This is a genomic window from Bacillus sp. Y3, assembly GCF_008123875.1.
GTDB classification, from domain to species: domain Bacteria; phylum Bacillota; class Bacilli; order Bacillales; family Bacillaceae; genus Bacillus; species Bacillus altitudinis.
Genome location: NZ_VSSC01000001.1, coordinates 373,955 through 390,826, shown reverse-complemented (window position 1 = coordinate 390,826; position 16,872 = coordinate 373,955). Strand labels below are relative to the sequence as shown.

General features: G+C 40.2%; 12 protein-coding genes. 8 read left to right on the top strand and 4 right to left on the bottom strand.

Annotated features, from left to right (window positions below; genetic code table 11):
* Nucleotides 1–183 precede the first annotated feature (183 nt).
* The 3 genes from FXF70_RS02030 to FXF70_RS02020 form a co-directional block, all read right to left on the bottom strand.
* Entirely contained in the window at nt 184–1,518 is a 1,335-nt protein-coding gene (locus tag FXF70_RS02030; RefSeq protein ID WP_148779757.1) for an MFS transporter, read from the bottom strand.
* 40 nt (nt 1,519–1,558) lie between these two features.
* Nucleotides 1,559–2,131, bottom strand: a complete 573-nt coding sequence (locus FXF70_RS02025; RefSeq protein WP_008348201.1) for a TetR/AcrR family transcriptional regulator — start codon at nt 2,129–2,131, stop codon at nt 1,559–1,561.
* Nucleotides 2,132–2,221: 90 nt separating this feature from the next.
* Nucleotides 2,222–4,747 carry a PEP/pyruvate-binding domain-containing protein gene (locus tag FXF70_RS02020; RefSeq protein ID WP_148779756.1) on the bottom strand — a complete coding sequence of 842 codons (2,526 nt, stop codon included), beginning with the start codon at nt 4,745–4,747 and terminating at the stop codon, nt 2,222–2,224.
* Nucleotides 4,748–5,028: 281 nt separating this feature from the next.
* Here FXF70_RS02020 and FXF70_RS02015 point away from each other — a divergent pair, with 281 nt between their 5' ends.
* From FXF70_RS02015 to uvrA, 3 genes are all read left to right on the top strand, one after another.
* Nucleotides 5,029–5,274 (top strand): CsbA family protein, encoded by a 246-nt coding sequence (locus FXF70_RS02015; protein ID WP_008348197.1) that lies wholly within the window; start codon nt 5,029–5,031, stop codon nt 5,272–5,274.
* A 290-nt stretch (nt 5,275–5,564) separates the two neighbouring features.
* The gene (gene uvrB, locus FXF70_RS02010; RefSeq protein ID WP_148779755.1) at nt 5,565–7,550 is read left to right on the top strand and encodes an excinuclease ABC subunit UvrB; all 1,986 of its coding nucleotides are present in this window, start codon (nt 5,565–5,567) and stop codon (nt 7,548–7,550) included.
* A gap of 7 nt (nt 7,551–7,557) precedes the next feature.
* On the top strand, nt 7,558–10,434 hold the full coding sequence (gene uvrA / locus FXF70_RS02005; protein WP_148779754.1) for an excinuclease ABC subunit UvrA: 2,877 nt from the start codon (nt 7,558–7,560) through the stop codon (nt 10,432–10,434).
* Between the two features lie 32 nt (nt 10,435–10,466).
* Here uvrA and FXF70_RS02000 read toward each other — a convergent pair whose 3' ends face one another.
* Nucleotides 10,467–10,697 (bottom strand): hypothetical protein, encoded by a 231-nt coding sequence (locus FXF70_RS02000; protein WP_008348188.1) that lies wholly within the window; start codon nt 10,695–10,697, stop codon nt 10,467–10,469.
* A gap of 197 nt (nt 10,698–10,894) precedes the next feature.
* Here FXF70_RS02000 and FXF70_RS01995 point away from each other — a divergent pair, with 197 nt between their 5' ends.
* From FXF70_RS01995 to FXF70_RS01975, 5 genes are all read left to right on the top strand, one after another.
* Nucleotides 10,895–11,230 carry a hypothetical protein gene (locus FXF70_RS01995; RefSeq protein ID WP_008348186.1) on the top strand — a complete coding sequence of 112 codons (336 nt, stop codon included), beginning with the start codon at nt 10,895–10,897 and terminating at the stop codon, nt 11,228–11,230.
* Nucleotides 11,231–11,241: 11 nt separating this feature from the next.
* Complete coding sequence (locus FXF70_RS01990) at nt 11,242–12,333, top strand: DUF4097 family beta strand repeat-containing protein (protein ID WP_148779753.1); 1,092 nt, start codon at nt 11,242–11,244, stop codon at nt 12,331–12,333.
* A 6-nt stretch (nt 12,334–12,339) separates the two neighbouring features.
* Nucleotides 12,340–12,534 carry a PspC domain-containing protein gene (locus tag FXF70_RS01985; protein ID WP_008348183.1) on the top strand — a complete coding sequence of 65 codons (195 nt, stop codon included), beginning with the start codon at nt 12,340–12,342 and terminating at the stop codon, nt 12,532–12,534.
* Nucleotides 12,535–12,921, top strand: a complete 387-nt coding sequence (locus FXF70_RS01980) for a phage holin family protein (RefSeq protein ID WP_007500042.1) — start codon at nt 12,535–12,537, stop codon at nt 12,919–12,921.
* A 94-nt stretch (nt 12,922–13,015) separates the two neighbouring features.
* Entirely contained in the window at nt 13,016–16,870 is a 3,855-nt protein-coding gene (locus tag FXF70_RS01975; protein ID WP_148779752.1) for a lamin tail domain-containing metallophosphoesterase family protein, read from the top strand.
* Nucleotides 16,871–16,872 lie beyond the last annotated feature (2 nt).

The following is a 16,872-nucleotide window of genomic DNA, read 5'->3' as shown; positions in this document are numbered from 1 at the left end:
TGAAAAGAAGTTTTTAGGTGGGGAAGTAGAGGTAAATGAAAGCTGAAATTTCTTTTTCGTTTATTCATATGACATTTTTTCATGAGTAAAAGATCATTTTCACAGTTTGATCATTGTATTCATAATCGGTTACAGTAACAAATAATCATAGCTCCCCCGCCCTAAATAGAGCGAAGGGAGTCGTTAAGCAGAGTGTTCAGATGAATGAGAAGTGGATTTCGTTTTTAGACGATGAGAGAGGAGGAAACCAAGAATACCTGCGCCCATTAATACGATAAATAAAGATTGAAAACCACTTAATATACCAATTAAAGTAGATGAAATGATACTTCCGAAATATCTAAAGGTAGAAAAAATCCCAGATGCAGAGCCGGATAAACTCTGATCAACAGATGTTAAAGAAGCCATCTGCATGCTAGTCATGCCAATACCTGATGAGATCCCCCCAGCGACTAATGTGATGATAAGGAGTGGTAAATTTGGGTAGCTGCTTAGTGTGATCAGCATAACACCGGATAAAGTAAGACAGAGAAATGAAAATCGAATCATTTTTTTGGCACCTTTTATTGGATGGAGCTTTGCCCCGAGTAATCCACTAATCGACATACAGAGTGAAAAGATCGAAAGGAAAATCCCGCTTTGTGTATGAGAAAGCGCGAGTTTTTGCTCCATAAACAGCGGCATAATGAGAAGAATCGCGTACATCACAAAATTACTAAGCATGATAGAAAGGTTAGCGTTCGTAAAGGTACTGTTTTTAAATAATGTCAAATCAATGATGGGATTTGTAACTTTCCGTACGTGTTTGAAAAATAAAGGAATGGAAATGACCGCTAGAACGCCATAGATCATGTATTCGTTTAATACTTGGCTTTTAGTAAACAAAATGAGTGTGGCGATCCCGATTGTTAAGTATAACGAACCGATGATATCTACATTGGCTTGTAAACGCGTATGTTTCATCTTCGGAATCATAAAAACGCCTGTCACAAGTGTGAGAATCAAAAATGGTATATTCACTAGGAAAATGGAATGCCAGTCAAAGTTCTGAATGAGAATAGAGCCAATAAAAGGTCCAAGTGCGGCACCAATTCCCGCTCCAAAACCGAAAAATCCCATAGTTTTAGAAAGCTTTTCATGTGATACTGTTGCTCGAATTAAAGCAATGCTGTTCGGCGTTAATATAGCTCCGCCTGCCGCTTGAATTGATCGGAAGCTAATAAGAAAAGCAAGATTAGGTGCGAAAGCACATCCAATGGAGCCAATCAAAAAGAGTATCACACCAGCTAAATACATGCTGCGGTGGCCGTATATATCTCCCAGCTTACCCGCAATAGGTTGAGTGACTGCCATGACAATTAGATAAATCGTGACCACCCAAGTAATGTTTGATATGGATTGATCGTAATAAGTTGATATAGATGATAGAGCGACTGCGATCATGGTTGAATTGACTGGAACTAAAATAGCTCCAAGCAGCAAAGAATAAATGATCAAGTTCTCTTTTTTAAGATTCAATGTGTTTACCACCTTTGTAAAAAAGAAGAATTTCACCCAATTAAGTGGGGGAAATTCCTCTCATGAAAATGTGTGTGCATGTCTCAATAAAGTCTTCTTTTTGTGTTAAAACAAGCTGAATGTCTTGCTCTAGCTGTTGAATGAAAAAGCCAAAATACGTGCTAATAAATATATCTGCATAGATGTCTTCTTTTCCCTCTAATACACGATGCTGAGCACTCATTTTTTTGAAATAATGAATCAGCATGTCTCTCAATTCTTGAGGATAAATTTTTTCATGGTCTGTTAAATCTTTAAACATAGCCGGTTCTCTCATGCTGATATAGATAAATTCTTTTTTTGAAGTCAAATCTTCAAGGAAATAGCTACCGAGAAATTTTAAATCGGTGTATAAATCGTCTTTAAATTCAGCTTCAAGGGTTTTGGTCGGTGTTGATTTCATTTTCATAATGGCAGCAATCACGCCGCGTTTGTTTTTAAAGTTACGAAAAATTGTCGCTTCACTTACATTCGCTTTTGTTGCAATTTCTTTTGTCGTTGTTTTTTGATAGCCCTTTTCAGACAATAATTCCATTGTTGCGCGAATGATCCGTTGATTTGTTGATTTTAACAAGCATACTCACCTCAGGTTATGAATGTGTTTGCAACAAAGTAAGTATACCGATAAAATTTGTGACCGCCAATATGATTCAAACAGTGACGACTATGCCCGTGAATGCTGATTTAATAACTGGATACGCCCATTGGCTCCATCTACTGTCACGAGGTCACCGGATTTTAGTTTTTCAGTTGCGATCCGTGTACCTAGGACAGCCGGTATCATATATTCTCTAGCGATAATAGCGGAATGGGACAAAATGCCGCCAGAATCGGTGATGACTGCTTTTGCGTCTCTAAATAAGCTGGTCCATAAAGGGGTCGTTGTTTTACAAACTAAAATGTCATCTTTTTCAAATTGTGAAAATTCATCAGCAGATGTAATGACTCTGACTCTTCCAGAAGTAATGCCGCTAGATGCACCAATTCCATAGATTGCATCGTCTGTGTTGTTTTCATTTTCCCTTAGCGAACCGAGCATTCTTTCTACTTGCTGCAATTCAGCTTCAGAAGGCGTTCCTGTATAAGCTGGTGGTTGGATGGATTCATTTTCCTTCATTTCAATTTTTCTTTGCTGAATGATCGAATCGTATGTGGTCGAAGTTGTGAGCGCATTGAGTACTTCATCATCGTAAAGATACCAAAGGTCTTCTTGATGAGGGATCGCTCCTTTTTGAACAAGAAGTTCACCAATTTTTAAGAGATAGAGTCTCGCTTTTGCATCTAACATGGCATCAATGTAAAAGTGATGATCATCTCGAATATTGGCTGCATGGAGTGCAAAATGATAAAGTTCTTCAAATTTTGTTTTAAACGCTTCATCTGTCACTTGACTGATAAACTGTTCATACGTTTCTTGCCTTTTGATCACGGCTTGTGCAAATTCTTCATCAAAATCAGATTGGTGCCGAATGTTGTTTCTAATGATGTCCAAGACAAATTCAGGATTTTCCACCCATGTTTCCTCTGTGAAATCATGGCTTTTAACAGACCGCCAACCATAGACTTGGAGAAAATCTTCTACTTTGGAAATGAAGTTTTTCCCTTTTTCTGTATGATTGAGTGCATATAATAGTTCAGCATTCGCTGAATGATCTGTAAATGCTTGAAGAAGTTCCGAATCTTGAAGGACGTCTTTTGCCAAGTGAAATAGCTTTTGATCTGTTTCAAGAGACTTGTTCATCACACCTATCATCATTTCATGCAACAGGACGACTTGTGTTTGATCGCCAGTATATGAGACAAGCATGTCTTCAATGATCGCTGATAGAATGACTTGAGGTATGACAATGTCAAAATGGTCGTCATACGCTCTTAGATAAATCTCCTTTAATTCTTGAAAACCATTAATGGCTTCATCAATTGTTAGCGGTTGAGTGATTTGCCGATCAAGTTTTTCGTATAATGGGAACAAGTTTTGCTCTAAAATGCGATACATTCTTTCGCTTAAACGAGGAAACAGTTCGAATAGGCTCTCGTCAAAAACTGGTTCCGCTGACGCTTCTGGCATAGACGGTGAAGAATACAGATGTCCTCTATAAAGCTTGATATCTTTAATATTAAGGTCTGGTACTTGATACTTCTCTCCGTTTTTCTTCATCCCGTTTTTTAAAGCAGGTATGATCAAACTTGAAAAAAGAGGACTTGTGGGTCCAGGCATATGATCGTCCATTGAGATCCAGAAGTCTTGCAGCTCTTCAGGTTTCATTTGAAAGGCTGCACCTGAGGAGCCATTTGCTGTATTGGAAAAAGAAGCAGTAATCGGTCTTGCTTGAAGTAAATAAAAAGTACCATCTGACATGCCGAATTCGATATCTACTCCATGTCCATAAAGTTCTTCTACTTGTTTTGTCATTTTCGTGATTTGGATCAATTGATCATCTCGAAGACAAAATTGGCCAGCCATCTCCTCACCTACGGGTTGTTCAATGACGCCCTCTTGACAGGGGACAATTTGCACTTCTTTTGTTCCTAGTGATTTTTCAATAGAGTACGTTTCTTTGTTTACAATAAATGTATCTGGCGTCACAAGGCCGGAGACGATGGCTTCTCCTAGTCCATAGCTTGCAGTCATCATGACTTCGTTTGTTTTTCCTGATACAGGATTCTCACTAAAGATGACACCAGAGATGTCAGAATGGATCAATCCTTGTACAACAACAGCCATGAGCGGCATCTCTTCCTCGTTCTCAATCATTTCTTCCTTATATTCTGCGACTCTTGCTGCGAAGTAAGACGACCAACATTCTTTGACGGCTTGCAAGAACTCTTCATTTGTTTTGATATTTAAATAGGTCTCGTATTGACCTGCAAAGGAGGCGCCTTCGAGATCTTCCGCAACAGAAGAGGATCGCACTGCAACGGATGGATATGTTTTCAACAATGATTGAAAGGATGAGAGTAATTCTGTCTCCATTTGTGAAGGAAACGAAGCTTCTGTGATTTTTCGGGCAAGGTTTTGATCAGTTGGATGGAAACTGTGATATGAAAGAAAGCTTGCAAAGCTGTTCGTTTTAATAATAAATCCATCTGGAACTGGCAGTCCGTGATTGTTTAATTTAATTAAATTCACGCCTTTTGCCCCTGCGAGTGATGCGGATTCTTCAGCCGCATGAAATAATACTGAATACATGGGAATGCCCCCTTATCCAAATAGCCAATGGTTTGTATGTTTCTCTATTTTTCAAAATGATAGTGCGCACTATCATTTTAATCATAGGATTGATTGGATGTTATTGTCAAAGTCGGAAAGACCTATCTTTATAAAGGGGACAATCTCACTAATTTTCTTCTATTTCTAAAACAAAAGTCTCCGAACATGAAGAAAAAAGGAGAAATCGAAAACTGTGAATTGTTCATTATGCCAATCTTTACTATAATCAAGGGAGTAGACCATGTAGAGGGAGGGTTTTTGTGATTACAAAAGCCATATTTGCACTTGTTTTTCCTTTCTTGCTCGTTATTTTATTTTCAAAGGTTACTTATAATCATTACGTTGGCATTGCATTAACAGCAGCGCTTTTATTTGCTTCGTATATGAAAGGCTATACAGAAACCTACTTTATCGTAGGATTAGATATTATTTCTTTAGTGGCCGGGGCATTGTTTATGGCCAAGAAAGAAGTCGAAAAAAGAGAGAAGGCTGAAAAACATCATTGATGTGATCCCTCTTGATGAAAAGAAAATGTTTTTGATTGCAGGAGCTGTGCTTACGATTCTAGTGAGTGCAGCTTTCTTTTTTGTGGTTTTTCTGCTGATCGAATATCTCGCTCCAAAATGTTCCATACTGAAAGGAAGGTTTCTTTAGAGGGTTATGAGCCACGGCAGAGAGGGTATGGTTGTATTGGAAATAAAAATCAAGTCAGACACGAACTTTAGTTCGTATTTTTGTGTTCTTTTATGATAATATATTCATTAGATAGATTTCGTAACGAAACGGAGGCTTTGATGTGAGTGACCGCTTTGAATTAGTTTCTAACTATCAGCCCCAAGGAGATCAGCCAAAAGCCATTGAAAAGCTTGTGGAGGGCATCCATCAGGGGAAACAGCATCAAACGCTGTTAGGTGCTACAGGTACGGGAAAGACCTTTACTGTATCCAACCTGATCAAAGAAGTGAACAAACCAACCCTTGTCATTGCGCATAACAAGACACTTGCCGGACAATTATACAGCGAGTTCAAGGAATTTTTTCCAAATAATGCTGTTGAATATTTTGTGAGTTATTATGATTATTACCAGCCTGAGGCGTATGTTCCTCAAACTGATACATTTATTGAAAAGGATGCCAGCATTAATGATGAGATCGATAAGCTAAGGCACTCCGCCACATCCTCATTATTTGAGCGGAGAGATGTCATCATCATTGCCAGTGTGTCCTGTATTTATGGCTTAGGTTCTCCTGAAGAATACAGAGAGCTTGTGCTGTCTTTACGAACTGAAATGGAAATTGAACGCAATCAGCTGCTGCGTAAGCTTGTGGATATTCAGTATTCTCGTAATGATATAGATTTTCAGCGCGGAACCTTCAGAGTTCGAGGAGACGTCGTTGAAATTTTTCCTGCTTCACGAGATGAGCATTGTATCAGAGTGGAGTTTTTCGGTGATGAAATTGAACGTATTCGTGAAGTAGATGCTCTCACTGGAGAAATTCTCGGTGATCGTGACCACGTTGCTATTTTCCCAGCATCTCACTTCGTCACAAGAGAAGAAAAGATGGAAAAAGCGATTATTAATATTGAAAAAGAGCTTGAGGAACAGTTGGAAAAGCTTCGTGAAAACGGAAAATTGCTTGAAGCACAGCGTCTTGAGCAGCGGACAAGGTATGACCTAGAGATGATGAGAGAGATGGGCTTTTGTTCAGGGATTGAGAACTACTCAAGACATCTCACCTTACGTCCGCCTGGTTCTACACCTTACACATTGCTTGATTATTTTCCGGATGATTTTATGATTGTTGTCGATGAGTCACACGTGACCATCCCGCAAATTCGCGCCATGTACAATGGGGACCAGGCAAGAAAACAAGTGCTTGTTGATCACGGATTCCGTCTGCCGTCAGCACTTGATAATAGACCACTCACATTTGATGAGTTTGAAAAGCACATTAACCATATTGTGCATGTATCCGCAACACCGGGCCCATTCGAGCTTGATAAAACGCCAGAGGTCGTGGAACAAATTATTCGTCCAACCGGTTTGCTTGATCCAATCATTGAAGTTCGTCCGATTGAAGGACAAATCGATGACTTAATTGGGGAAATTCATGCAAGGGTTGAGAAAAATGAGCGTGTGCTTGTGACGACTTTAACGAAGAAAATGTCTGAGGATCTGACAGATTATCTGAAAGAAATCGGAATCAAGGTCAATTATCTGCACTCAGAAATTAAGACACTCGAGCGGATTGAGATTATTCGTGATTTACGTCTCGGAAAATATGATGTGCTTGTAGGGATCAACCTTCTTCGAGAAGGCTTGGATATTCCAGAGGTGTCGCTCGTGGCGATTTTAGATGCGGATAAAGAAGGCTTTTTACGTTCAGAAAGATCCCTCATCCAGACGATTGGCCGTGCTGCAAGGAATGCAGAAGGCCGGGTTATTATGTATGCAGACAATATGACGAAATCAATGGACATTGCCATACAAGAAACCAAGCGGAGACGTGAGCAGCAAGAAGCGTATAATGAGAAATTTGGTATCACTCCGCAAACGATCCATAAGAAGATTCGAGATGTGATCAAGGCAACAAAAGTACATGAGGATTCAGAAGAATACGAAACAAAAGCAGCACCAAAGTTGTCAAAAATGAGCAAAAAAGAACGAGAAAAAGTGTTCGAAAACGTCGAGATGGAAATGAAAGATGCAGCAAAAGCGCTTGATTTTGAAAAAGCAGCAGAATTAAGAGATCTATTGCTAGAGCTAAAAGCGGAAGGATGAATGCCTGATGGCTATGGAACGAATAGAGGTGAAAGGGGCAAGAGCCCACAACCTTAAAAATATTGATGTCAATATCCCGCGCGATCAGCTAGTGGTTATTACGGGTTTATCTGGTTCGGGAAAATCGTCGCTTGCCTTCGATACCATTTATGCAGAAGGTCAGCGTAGGTATGTTGAATCACTGTCAGCCTATGCACGTCAATTTCTCGGTCAAATGGACAAACCAGATGTAGATGCGATTGAAGGGCTTTCTCCAGCGATTAGTATTGACCAGAAAACGACAAGCAGGAACCCTCGATCAACCGTTGGGACTGTTACAGAAATTTATGATTACTTGCGTCTATTATATGCTCGAGTCGGAAAACCGATTTGTCCTATTCATGGGATCGAAATTACATCACAGACGATTGAGCAAATGACAGACCGCATTTTAGAGTATCCAGAACGAACGAAACTACAAGTGCTTGCTCCGGTTGTATCTGGACGTAAGGGAACTCACGTGAAAGTACTTGATCAAATTCGGAAGCAGGGCTACGTTCGAGTCAGAGTTGATGGCGAGATGGAGGACCTGTCAGAAGAGATCGAGCTTGAAAAGAATAAAAAGCATTCCATTGAAGTGGTGATTGATCGAATTGTCGTGAAAGAAGGCGTGGCTGCACGGTTGTCTGATTCTCTTGAAACGGCACTCCGACTTGGTGAAGGTCGTGTGATGATTGATGTGATTGGACAAGAGGAGCTGTTATTTAGTGAGCATCATGCTTGTCCGCACTGTGGATTCTCTATTGGGGAACTTGAGCCAAGAATGTTCTCGTTTAATAGCCCTTTCGGTGCCTGCCCAAGCTGTGATGGGCTTGGTTCTAAACTTGAAGTAGATCCAGAGCTTGTGATTCCGAATAAGGATTTGACTTTACGTCAGCATGCCATTGCCCCATGGGAGCCTCAAAGCTCACAATATTACCCGCAGCTTCTTGAGGCGGTATGTACACACTATGGAATTGACATGGATATTCCAGTAGAAGATATTCCGACGCATTTATTTGATAAAATTTTATATGGCAGCGGCTCTGAGCTGATTTATTTTAAATATGAAAATGATTTTGGCCAGGTCCGTGAAAATGAAATCGAGTTTGAAGGTGTGCTTCGTAACATTGAACGGCGCTACAAGGAAACGAGCTCCGATTATATTCGGGAGCAAATGGAAAAATATATGGCCAATCAGCCATGCCCGACCTGTAAAGGATATCGCCTGAAAAAAGAAACGCTTGCGGTTCTCATCAATGGCAAACATATCGGAGAAATGACCGATTTGTCTGTATCTGATGCCCTTGATTTCTATGAGAAAATTGAGTTGTCTGAGAAAGATTTGCAGATTGCCCAGCTCATTTTACGTGAAATCAAAGAGCGCTTATCCTTCTTAAATAATGTCGGATTAGATTATCTGACATTAAGCCGGTCTGCTGGCACATTATCAGGCGGGGAGGCGCAGCGGATTCGTTTGGCGACACAAATCGGATCAAGACTGACAGGCGTTCTTTATATTTTAGATGAACCATCGATTGGTCTGCACCAACGGGATAATGACCGGTTGATTGGGACATTGAAAAACATGCGTGATATTGGAAACACACTGATTGTCGTAGAACATGATGAAGATACGATGCTTGCCGCTGATTATCTCATTGATATTGGACCAGGTGCAGGGGTTCATGGAGGAGAAGTGATTTCAGCTGGAACGCCAGAAGAAGTCATGAAAGACCCAAAATCGTTGACTGGACAATATTTATCTGGTGAGAAATTCATCCCGCTTCCGATTGAGAGACGAAAGCCTGACGGCCGCTTCATTGAAATTAAAGGGGCAAAAGAAAACAACCTTAAAAACGTGAATGCGAAATTTCCTTTAGGTGTCTTTACCGCTGTGACGGGTGTGTCAGGATCAGGGAAAAGTACACTTGTGAATGAAATTTTATTGAAATCCCTTGCCCAAAAACTGCACAGAGCAAAAGCGAAGCCAGGACAGCACAAAGAAATCAAAGGAATGGATCACTTAGACAAAGTCATTGATATTGATCAATCTCCAATTGGCCGTACACCAAGATCCAACCCTGCTACGTATACAGGTGTATTTGATGATGTGCGGGATGTGTTTGCGCAAACCAATGAAGCGAAGGTACGAGGCTATAAAAAAGGGCGATTCAGCTTTAACGTGAAAGGTGGACGCTGCGAAGCATGTCGTGGAGATGGCATTATTAAAATTGAAATGCACTTTTTACCTGATGTATACGTGCCTTGTGAAGTGTGTCACGGGAAACGTTATAACCGTGAGACGTTAGAGGTCACGTATAAAGGGAAAAATATTTCCGATGTGCTTGAAATGACGGTAGAGGACGCACTTCAATTTTTCGAGAATATCCCGAAAATTAAGCGGAAGCTGCAAACGATCTTTGATGTTGGATTAGGATACATTACACTTGGGCAGCCTGCCACGACATTGTCTGGTGGAGAGGCGCAGCGTGTGAAATTGGCATCTGAGCTTCACCGCCGTTCAAACGGAAGATCTTTGTATATTTTAGACGAACCGACAACCGGTCTTCATGTGGATGATATTGCTAGGTTGTTAAAAGTGCTCCAGCGCTTGGTCGAAAATGGGGATACGGTATTGGTCATTGAGCACAATCTTGATATTATTAAGGCTGCCGATTACCTTGTTGATCTAGGACCAGAAGGCGGTGCTGGTGGAGGAACGATTATTGCTTCAGGCACACCTGAACACATTGCTAAAGAAGAAGCTTCTTACACCGGTCGATACTTAAAACCGATTTTAGAGCGTGATCGTGAGCGAATGAAACAGTTAGTCAAAGAAACAGAAAGTGTGACATCCTCATAAAGAAAAACCCCTCGGAAAGAGGGGTTTTCCTTTTATTGCACATCTTCCTTTGGCATTAAGTTACTGAGGTGCGTTAAATCCTTTAAAATATGAGTGCTGCTACTATCGAGCAGTACTTTTAAATAACGGATATCACCATACTTCGGATGAGACGGATGAATGGCCTCTAGCTCCTTGATCATATCGCTGTTCATGCTTTTCTGTTTCTGTATAAGGTCTAAAAGCGTTTGTGCCGTGTGGTTAGCATTATGATGATCTGTCAAAATAATTACCCCCTATAATGATAATCACCATCTTTTCAACATATTTTAAAGGGTAATCCATGAAGAATCTACACTTAGGTGCAAAAAGAAATAATTTGTGTCTAAGGTCATATGTAAATCGAATGAGTTTGAAACTTTTTATACGCCATAAACGTATGAGTTAGAAAGGAATTTTCATCATGAAGGAGCGAATATATATGAACAGAGATCAGTCGATCATTGCATCTATTTGTTATTTTAGTGTATTTTTCATGCCGTTTATTGTGCCGATCGTGGCATATTTTGTAGTGGATCAAAAGGAAACGAAACGGCATTCGCTGCGTGCATTGTGGTCACATGTTTTGCCAGTCGCAGCGTGTGTGCTGCTGGTTTTTGGAGCTATCCCCTTTTTATTGACGACACAGGCAAGCGACTCACTCGTTCCAGTGTTCACCGTACTTATCTTGTCCTTTTTAGTCGCCATTGGCTTTTTGATCTCTGTCATTTGGAATATCATTCAAGGTATTAAAGTGCTTCAATCCATCAAATCGTAGGAGGGCTTTGTATGAATGAAAAAGAACGCATTTTAAAATTAGTAGAAGACGGGACATTATCTGCAAAAGAAGCAATTACGCTACTTGAAAAATTAGAAGAAAATCAGTCCATTTCACTAGAAAAATCAACGGCTGATCATACCTTTCATGAAGAAAAAGCTGGCACAGAGAATAAAGGAACTGGTACTGAAAACCTCGGTGCAAAGCTGTTTGGATGGTTAGATTCGGCGGTGAAAAAGGTCAAAGATGTCGATCTTGATTTGAACTTTGGACAGTCCGTCGACGTTGAACACATTTTTCAATTCAAAGACGCGGCACTATCTCATTTAGATATTCAATTGGCAAACGGCAGTCTCAATTTGATGCCTTGGGATGATGGGGATGTTCGGGCAGAGTGTCATGCGAAAATTTACCGTGCAGAGGATGGAGAGCAGGCCAGACAGCAATTTCTTCAACATCTGGATTGCGGGCTTGAAGGGGACAAATTTTTTATCCGAACTGAAAAGAAGACCATGAAGGTCAATGTCACCCTGTATGTACCACGTATCCAATACGATAAGATCAAAGTCAAACTGTTTAATGGACCGATTCGCGGGGAAAAGCTAAAGACAAAAGAACTGGCTGCAAAAACAACAAATGGCGTCGTCTCTTTTGCCTCTTTACAAGCAAAAAAAGTCGGGATTGAAACAGCAAATGGACAAATCAAACTGGCTGATCACGAGTGTGGTATGATTGAAGTAGAAACCATTAATGGGCTCATTGACCTGCGCGGGAAAAGTGAATCAATTGATGCACAGAGCTTCAATGGGAACATTGCTGTTCAGCTGTCAGATGAGAAATGCCGTTCGATCTATGCAAAAACGACAACAGGCAGTGTGGACGTTCAGATTCCGCGTGCTTGTGCAGTGACTGCGGAGCTGAAAAGCAATCTCGGATCGATCTCTCATGAACTGCTTGATGCAAATATGATTAAAGAGAAAAATGAAACGCTGCAAAAAGAGAAAATGATCAAAGCCAATCAACAGGCGGAGCACAATATATCCATTTTTGCAGAAACAAAAACAGGCTCAATCCAAGTAAAGCACCAATCAGACAAGGAGTGATTCTACATGAAGAAGCTTTATCGTTCAGCGACAGATAAAAAAATAGCGGGTGTTGTCGGTGGACTTGCTGAATACTTAAGTGTCGATGCATCCCTGCTTCGTATTTTAACGGTGATCATCGGATTTATGACAGCATTTATGCCGATATTCTTGATCTACTTCATCTGGTATTTTGTTGTTCCGGAAGAAGGCACTAACTAAATGCTTAGATGGATCGTTAGTATTTTCGTCAATGCATTACTTTTAATCGTCATTGCTGGATATTTTGATTCAGGCATTCTGCCAGGCCTTGGTAGTGTGTATATTGAAGGCTTTGGCGCAGCGATTGTAGCAAGTATTATTTTGTCCTTGCTCAATATTTTAGTGAAGCCGTTTTTGATCATTTTAACGCTGCCAGTGACAGTACTTTCACTAGGATTGTTCCTCTTTGTCATTAATGCCATCACACTGATGATGACCTCAAGCTTTATGGGAGATAGTTTTAACATTGATGGGTTTGGAACGGCCATTTGGATGGCTGTCATTTTATCCATTTTCCATCTGCTCATACAGAAAGGAATCGTGGAACCGTTAGCGAAAAAAAGCTAACGGTTTTTTTGTGTGAATTTATATCGTTTCCCCGTTCCATCTGTCATAAAAACCGTCTTCAGGAGACACAATATCCGAAGGGAGGCGGTGCACGATGGTGAATGTGAGCAGACAAATCATTCTTTTGCTTTTTTTGAGCATTCTTTTTTGTTTCAGTCAGCCTGCTTCAGCAGGATCTTTGACACAAACACAAGTGAACATACGAAATAAGCCCTTTTCACCTTTTATCTTTGATCAATTTCAAGTAGATGTCCGTCCGGTTCAAGGAAAAAAACGTGATCTTCAATTTCGGGCATCTATTAGTCAGTCAGAGCAAATTTTGTCTGCAAACTTGTACTATAAACAGAGTGATGAACTAGGATATCGATTGATCCCAATGGAACGATTGCCGGGGATGAAACCAGAATTCACAGCGAAAATCCCGACAGATCAATTGTGGAATCCAACAGTTCATTACTATACAGAATTCTTGACGCAGAAGTCTGTCATCAAAACAACCGAACAAGCAGTTCACTTAAATGGATTTGAAGAGGATCTCTCACAGATTCCTGAGCTATTGATGACAGAAATCGTCGTGAATTCAAAAAACCGAAAAGGCAAGGATGCTTTTGAATTCATCGAGGTGTATAACACAACACATGCACCCATTTCACTTCGACATTACCAGCTTCGCTATCGCAATCCAGCGCAAGGCGTGGAGATGGATGATATATATTCATTCCACACAAGTCCTATCACCATTTCTCCTGGAAAACCGTATGTATTTTGGCTTAGAAAAAAAGGGCAGGAGCATTTAACGGTAGCGGACTTTAATGCGATGTACAAAAGTCATTTAAAAGAGGGCGAGCATCTATCTGTAATCGAGAGCAAAGGATTGTCCAATTCTAAATCCCGCCTTGTTTCTATCACAACAAATATAGGAGAAGAGGTATCGTCGGCATCCTATCGTTTAAAGCCTTCATTGTTTAGCGAGCACAGATCGTTACTGTTCAAGTATCCAATGGATGGTACGACACAAATGAAGCTGATCTCGAAAGTGGAGGAAGAGCCGACACCCGGAAAAGTATTAAAAGCACAAATTCCAACTGAAAAAAAAGAAATATCACAAGATGTTCATAAACCTGTGATCGAAGACATGACAGACAATCAACCGATAAAACCAACTGAAGGCATTGAAATGAGAGCAGATGTGCAGGATGATCAGTCCGTCAAAACGGTCAAATTGCGATATCGAACCAATCGTCATGAAGATTTTAAAGAGGTGTTGCTTCAAAAGGATCATAATGATCGGCTGTTTCACTATATTATTTATTCACCTGAGCTCATCGGTAAAGATCGATTGGAATATCAGATTGAAGCGTCTGACGGCGAAAATCAAGCAATGACAATGAAAAAAACAATTGATGTGGAACAAGTAAGCAAAGCTCACGGCCTTCGATTGAATGTAGAAGAAGGAGTTACGGTTTCTGGCGTATTTCACTTAAAAGCAACAGCAGATCAGAAAAAAAGCATACAATTAATGATAGATGGGAAACCGATTCGACAAGTATTCCCTGCACTTGAAGCAGATCCATATCTTGCATTTGATGTCAAAGGGACAAATTTATATTTTAAGAATGGTGTGTCTATAGGTAAGCACTTACTTTCCATTTTTGATGATTCGACAAAAGTGTATCGCACCTATACGATACCAATACCAGAAAAACACTTAGAAAAGGCAGGTCCACAAACGATATCATTCCATGCTGGGACGAAGTCATCGCCGTTTGACCGATTTCCTGGAGAAAATCACGATGATTTTGAATTGAAAAATGTCCAGATGATTTTATCGAATGGAACTCAAATTCTGCCTCTAAATGCGAGCCAGCATGAGGAATGGAAAATGGGTGACGGTGGCAGCGCTAAGAAGGTAAGAGCATTTCAGTTTCAAATCCCGAAGCAAGCATATGCTTCAAGCTATATTCAGTGGGATACAAGAAGGCTGAAAGAAGGAGTACATGTTGTTCAGGCTAAAACCGCAGACGAATCTCAATCTGTACGTGTGAAAGTCGATAACACGGGTCCGAAAATCAAGAGTAATATACAAGCAAATGACCAATATAAAGGCGTCTTTACGTTAAAGGCAAAGGTGACGGATCGTTGGAGTGATATAGCGGAGATGAAGGCATATTTAGATGGAAAACCGATCTCTTTGCCTTATCAAACGTCCTCTAGCGAATTAGAACCTGGGGAGCACACATTGAAGATAAAAGCAAAAGATGCCGCTGGAAACAAATCAACTTTGAGAAAGGTTTTTAAGACGGTACATGAACACCCTGAAACGCCAGAGAGAGTGTCAGATAGGACAAAAAAGGAATCATCTAAGCAAACAGTGCTAACCAATGATCCTACTAATGATCAGTTAGATTACTCCTTTTACCGTGCCTATCAATATACATCGCTGCATCCGTCCATGAAGATTTTCAAATATGCAGCGGAAACAGAGCCGCCAAAACATTTAAATGAAACAGGTGAAATGATTTTTTCTAATCGAGAAAGAAATCGCATTGCATTTGCTGATGGTAAATCAGTGGAAACGAAAGATCTACAGCATTTTCCTTATCATCGCTTTCAAATCAAGGTTCATCACGATGTACGTGAAAAGGATGTTGTCGAGGCTGTATGGAAAGGAAGCTCATTATCAGGGAGAAAGGTAACGATGTACGCTTGGAATCATCAGCAAGAAAAGTGGGATAAAATCACTCATCACTTTGCCAAGGATGAAAAGGAATTTTACCTGAAAGGGCTGCTGTCAGTCAGACAGTATATGAAAAATCAAACGTTTGATTTGCTTGTACAAGATGAGATCAGTAAGACGTTAAAGCCTTATAAGATGGTGTGGATGTCTGATACTCAATATTATGCCAGAAGTTATCCTCATATCTTCAAAAAAATGGTCGAGTGGATCAGAGATCAAAGGGACCCATTAAATATTCAATATGTGTTCCATACAGGTGATATTGTGGATGATTCAAAGGATAAGCAGTGGAATCGTGCCGATACATTTATGCGTGTGTTAGATAAGCATCATATTCCTTACGGTGTATTAGCTGGTAATCATGATGTCAGGCACAAAGACGGCCATTATAGGGAATATGGGAGGTATTTTGGAGCGAAACGCTTTGAAGACAAGCCGTATTACGGTGAATCCTATCAAAACAATCGAGGTCATTATGATCTTATCTCTGCTGGTGGCAATGATTATATGATGGTGTATATGGGCTGGGGGATCAAGCAAAATGAGATTGACTGGTTAAATCGAGTCATTTCTGAACATCCAGATCGAATTGTCATTTTAAATTTCCATGAGTATTTGTTAGTGAGCGGCAATCGAAGCCCAATTGGAGATTTGATCTTCCATCAAGTGGTAAAGCGTCACCCGAATATTGTCGCAGTATTTAGCGGCCACTACCACGGAGCCAGTCGAAAAGTAGATGAGATTGACGATGATCATGATGGAAAAGTGGACAGAAAAGTATATCAAATCCTTGCAGATTACCAGTCAGGTCCTGAAGGCGGTCAAGGTTTTATGCGGCTGATCACTGCGGATCAAGAAAAAAATCAGCTTCATTTCACCACATACTCACCCTACTTGAATCAAGAACATTTTTATGATCCAAAAACGTATGGAGATCAAGATGAATTTTCAATTGATGTCGATTTAACACCTAAAATGAAATCCGTTAAAACCAATTATTTTGAATTGAATGTCTACACAAACGTTCTTCTTGGAGAGGTCAAAGGTGTGAAAAGTGGTAAAAAAGCAAGCTTTGAATGGAAAGGGTTAAAGCCAAATCAAGAATATTATTGGTACACTGTAGCAAAAGACCGTTTCGAAGGGAAAGCGATCTCGCCTATATGGAAAATTCATACAAAAAATGATGATCAATCAACATTTCTTAGGAAATAAAA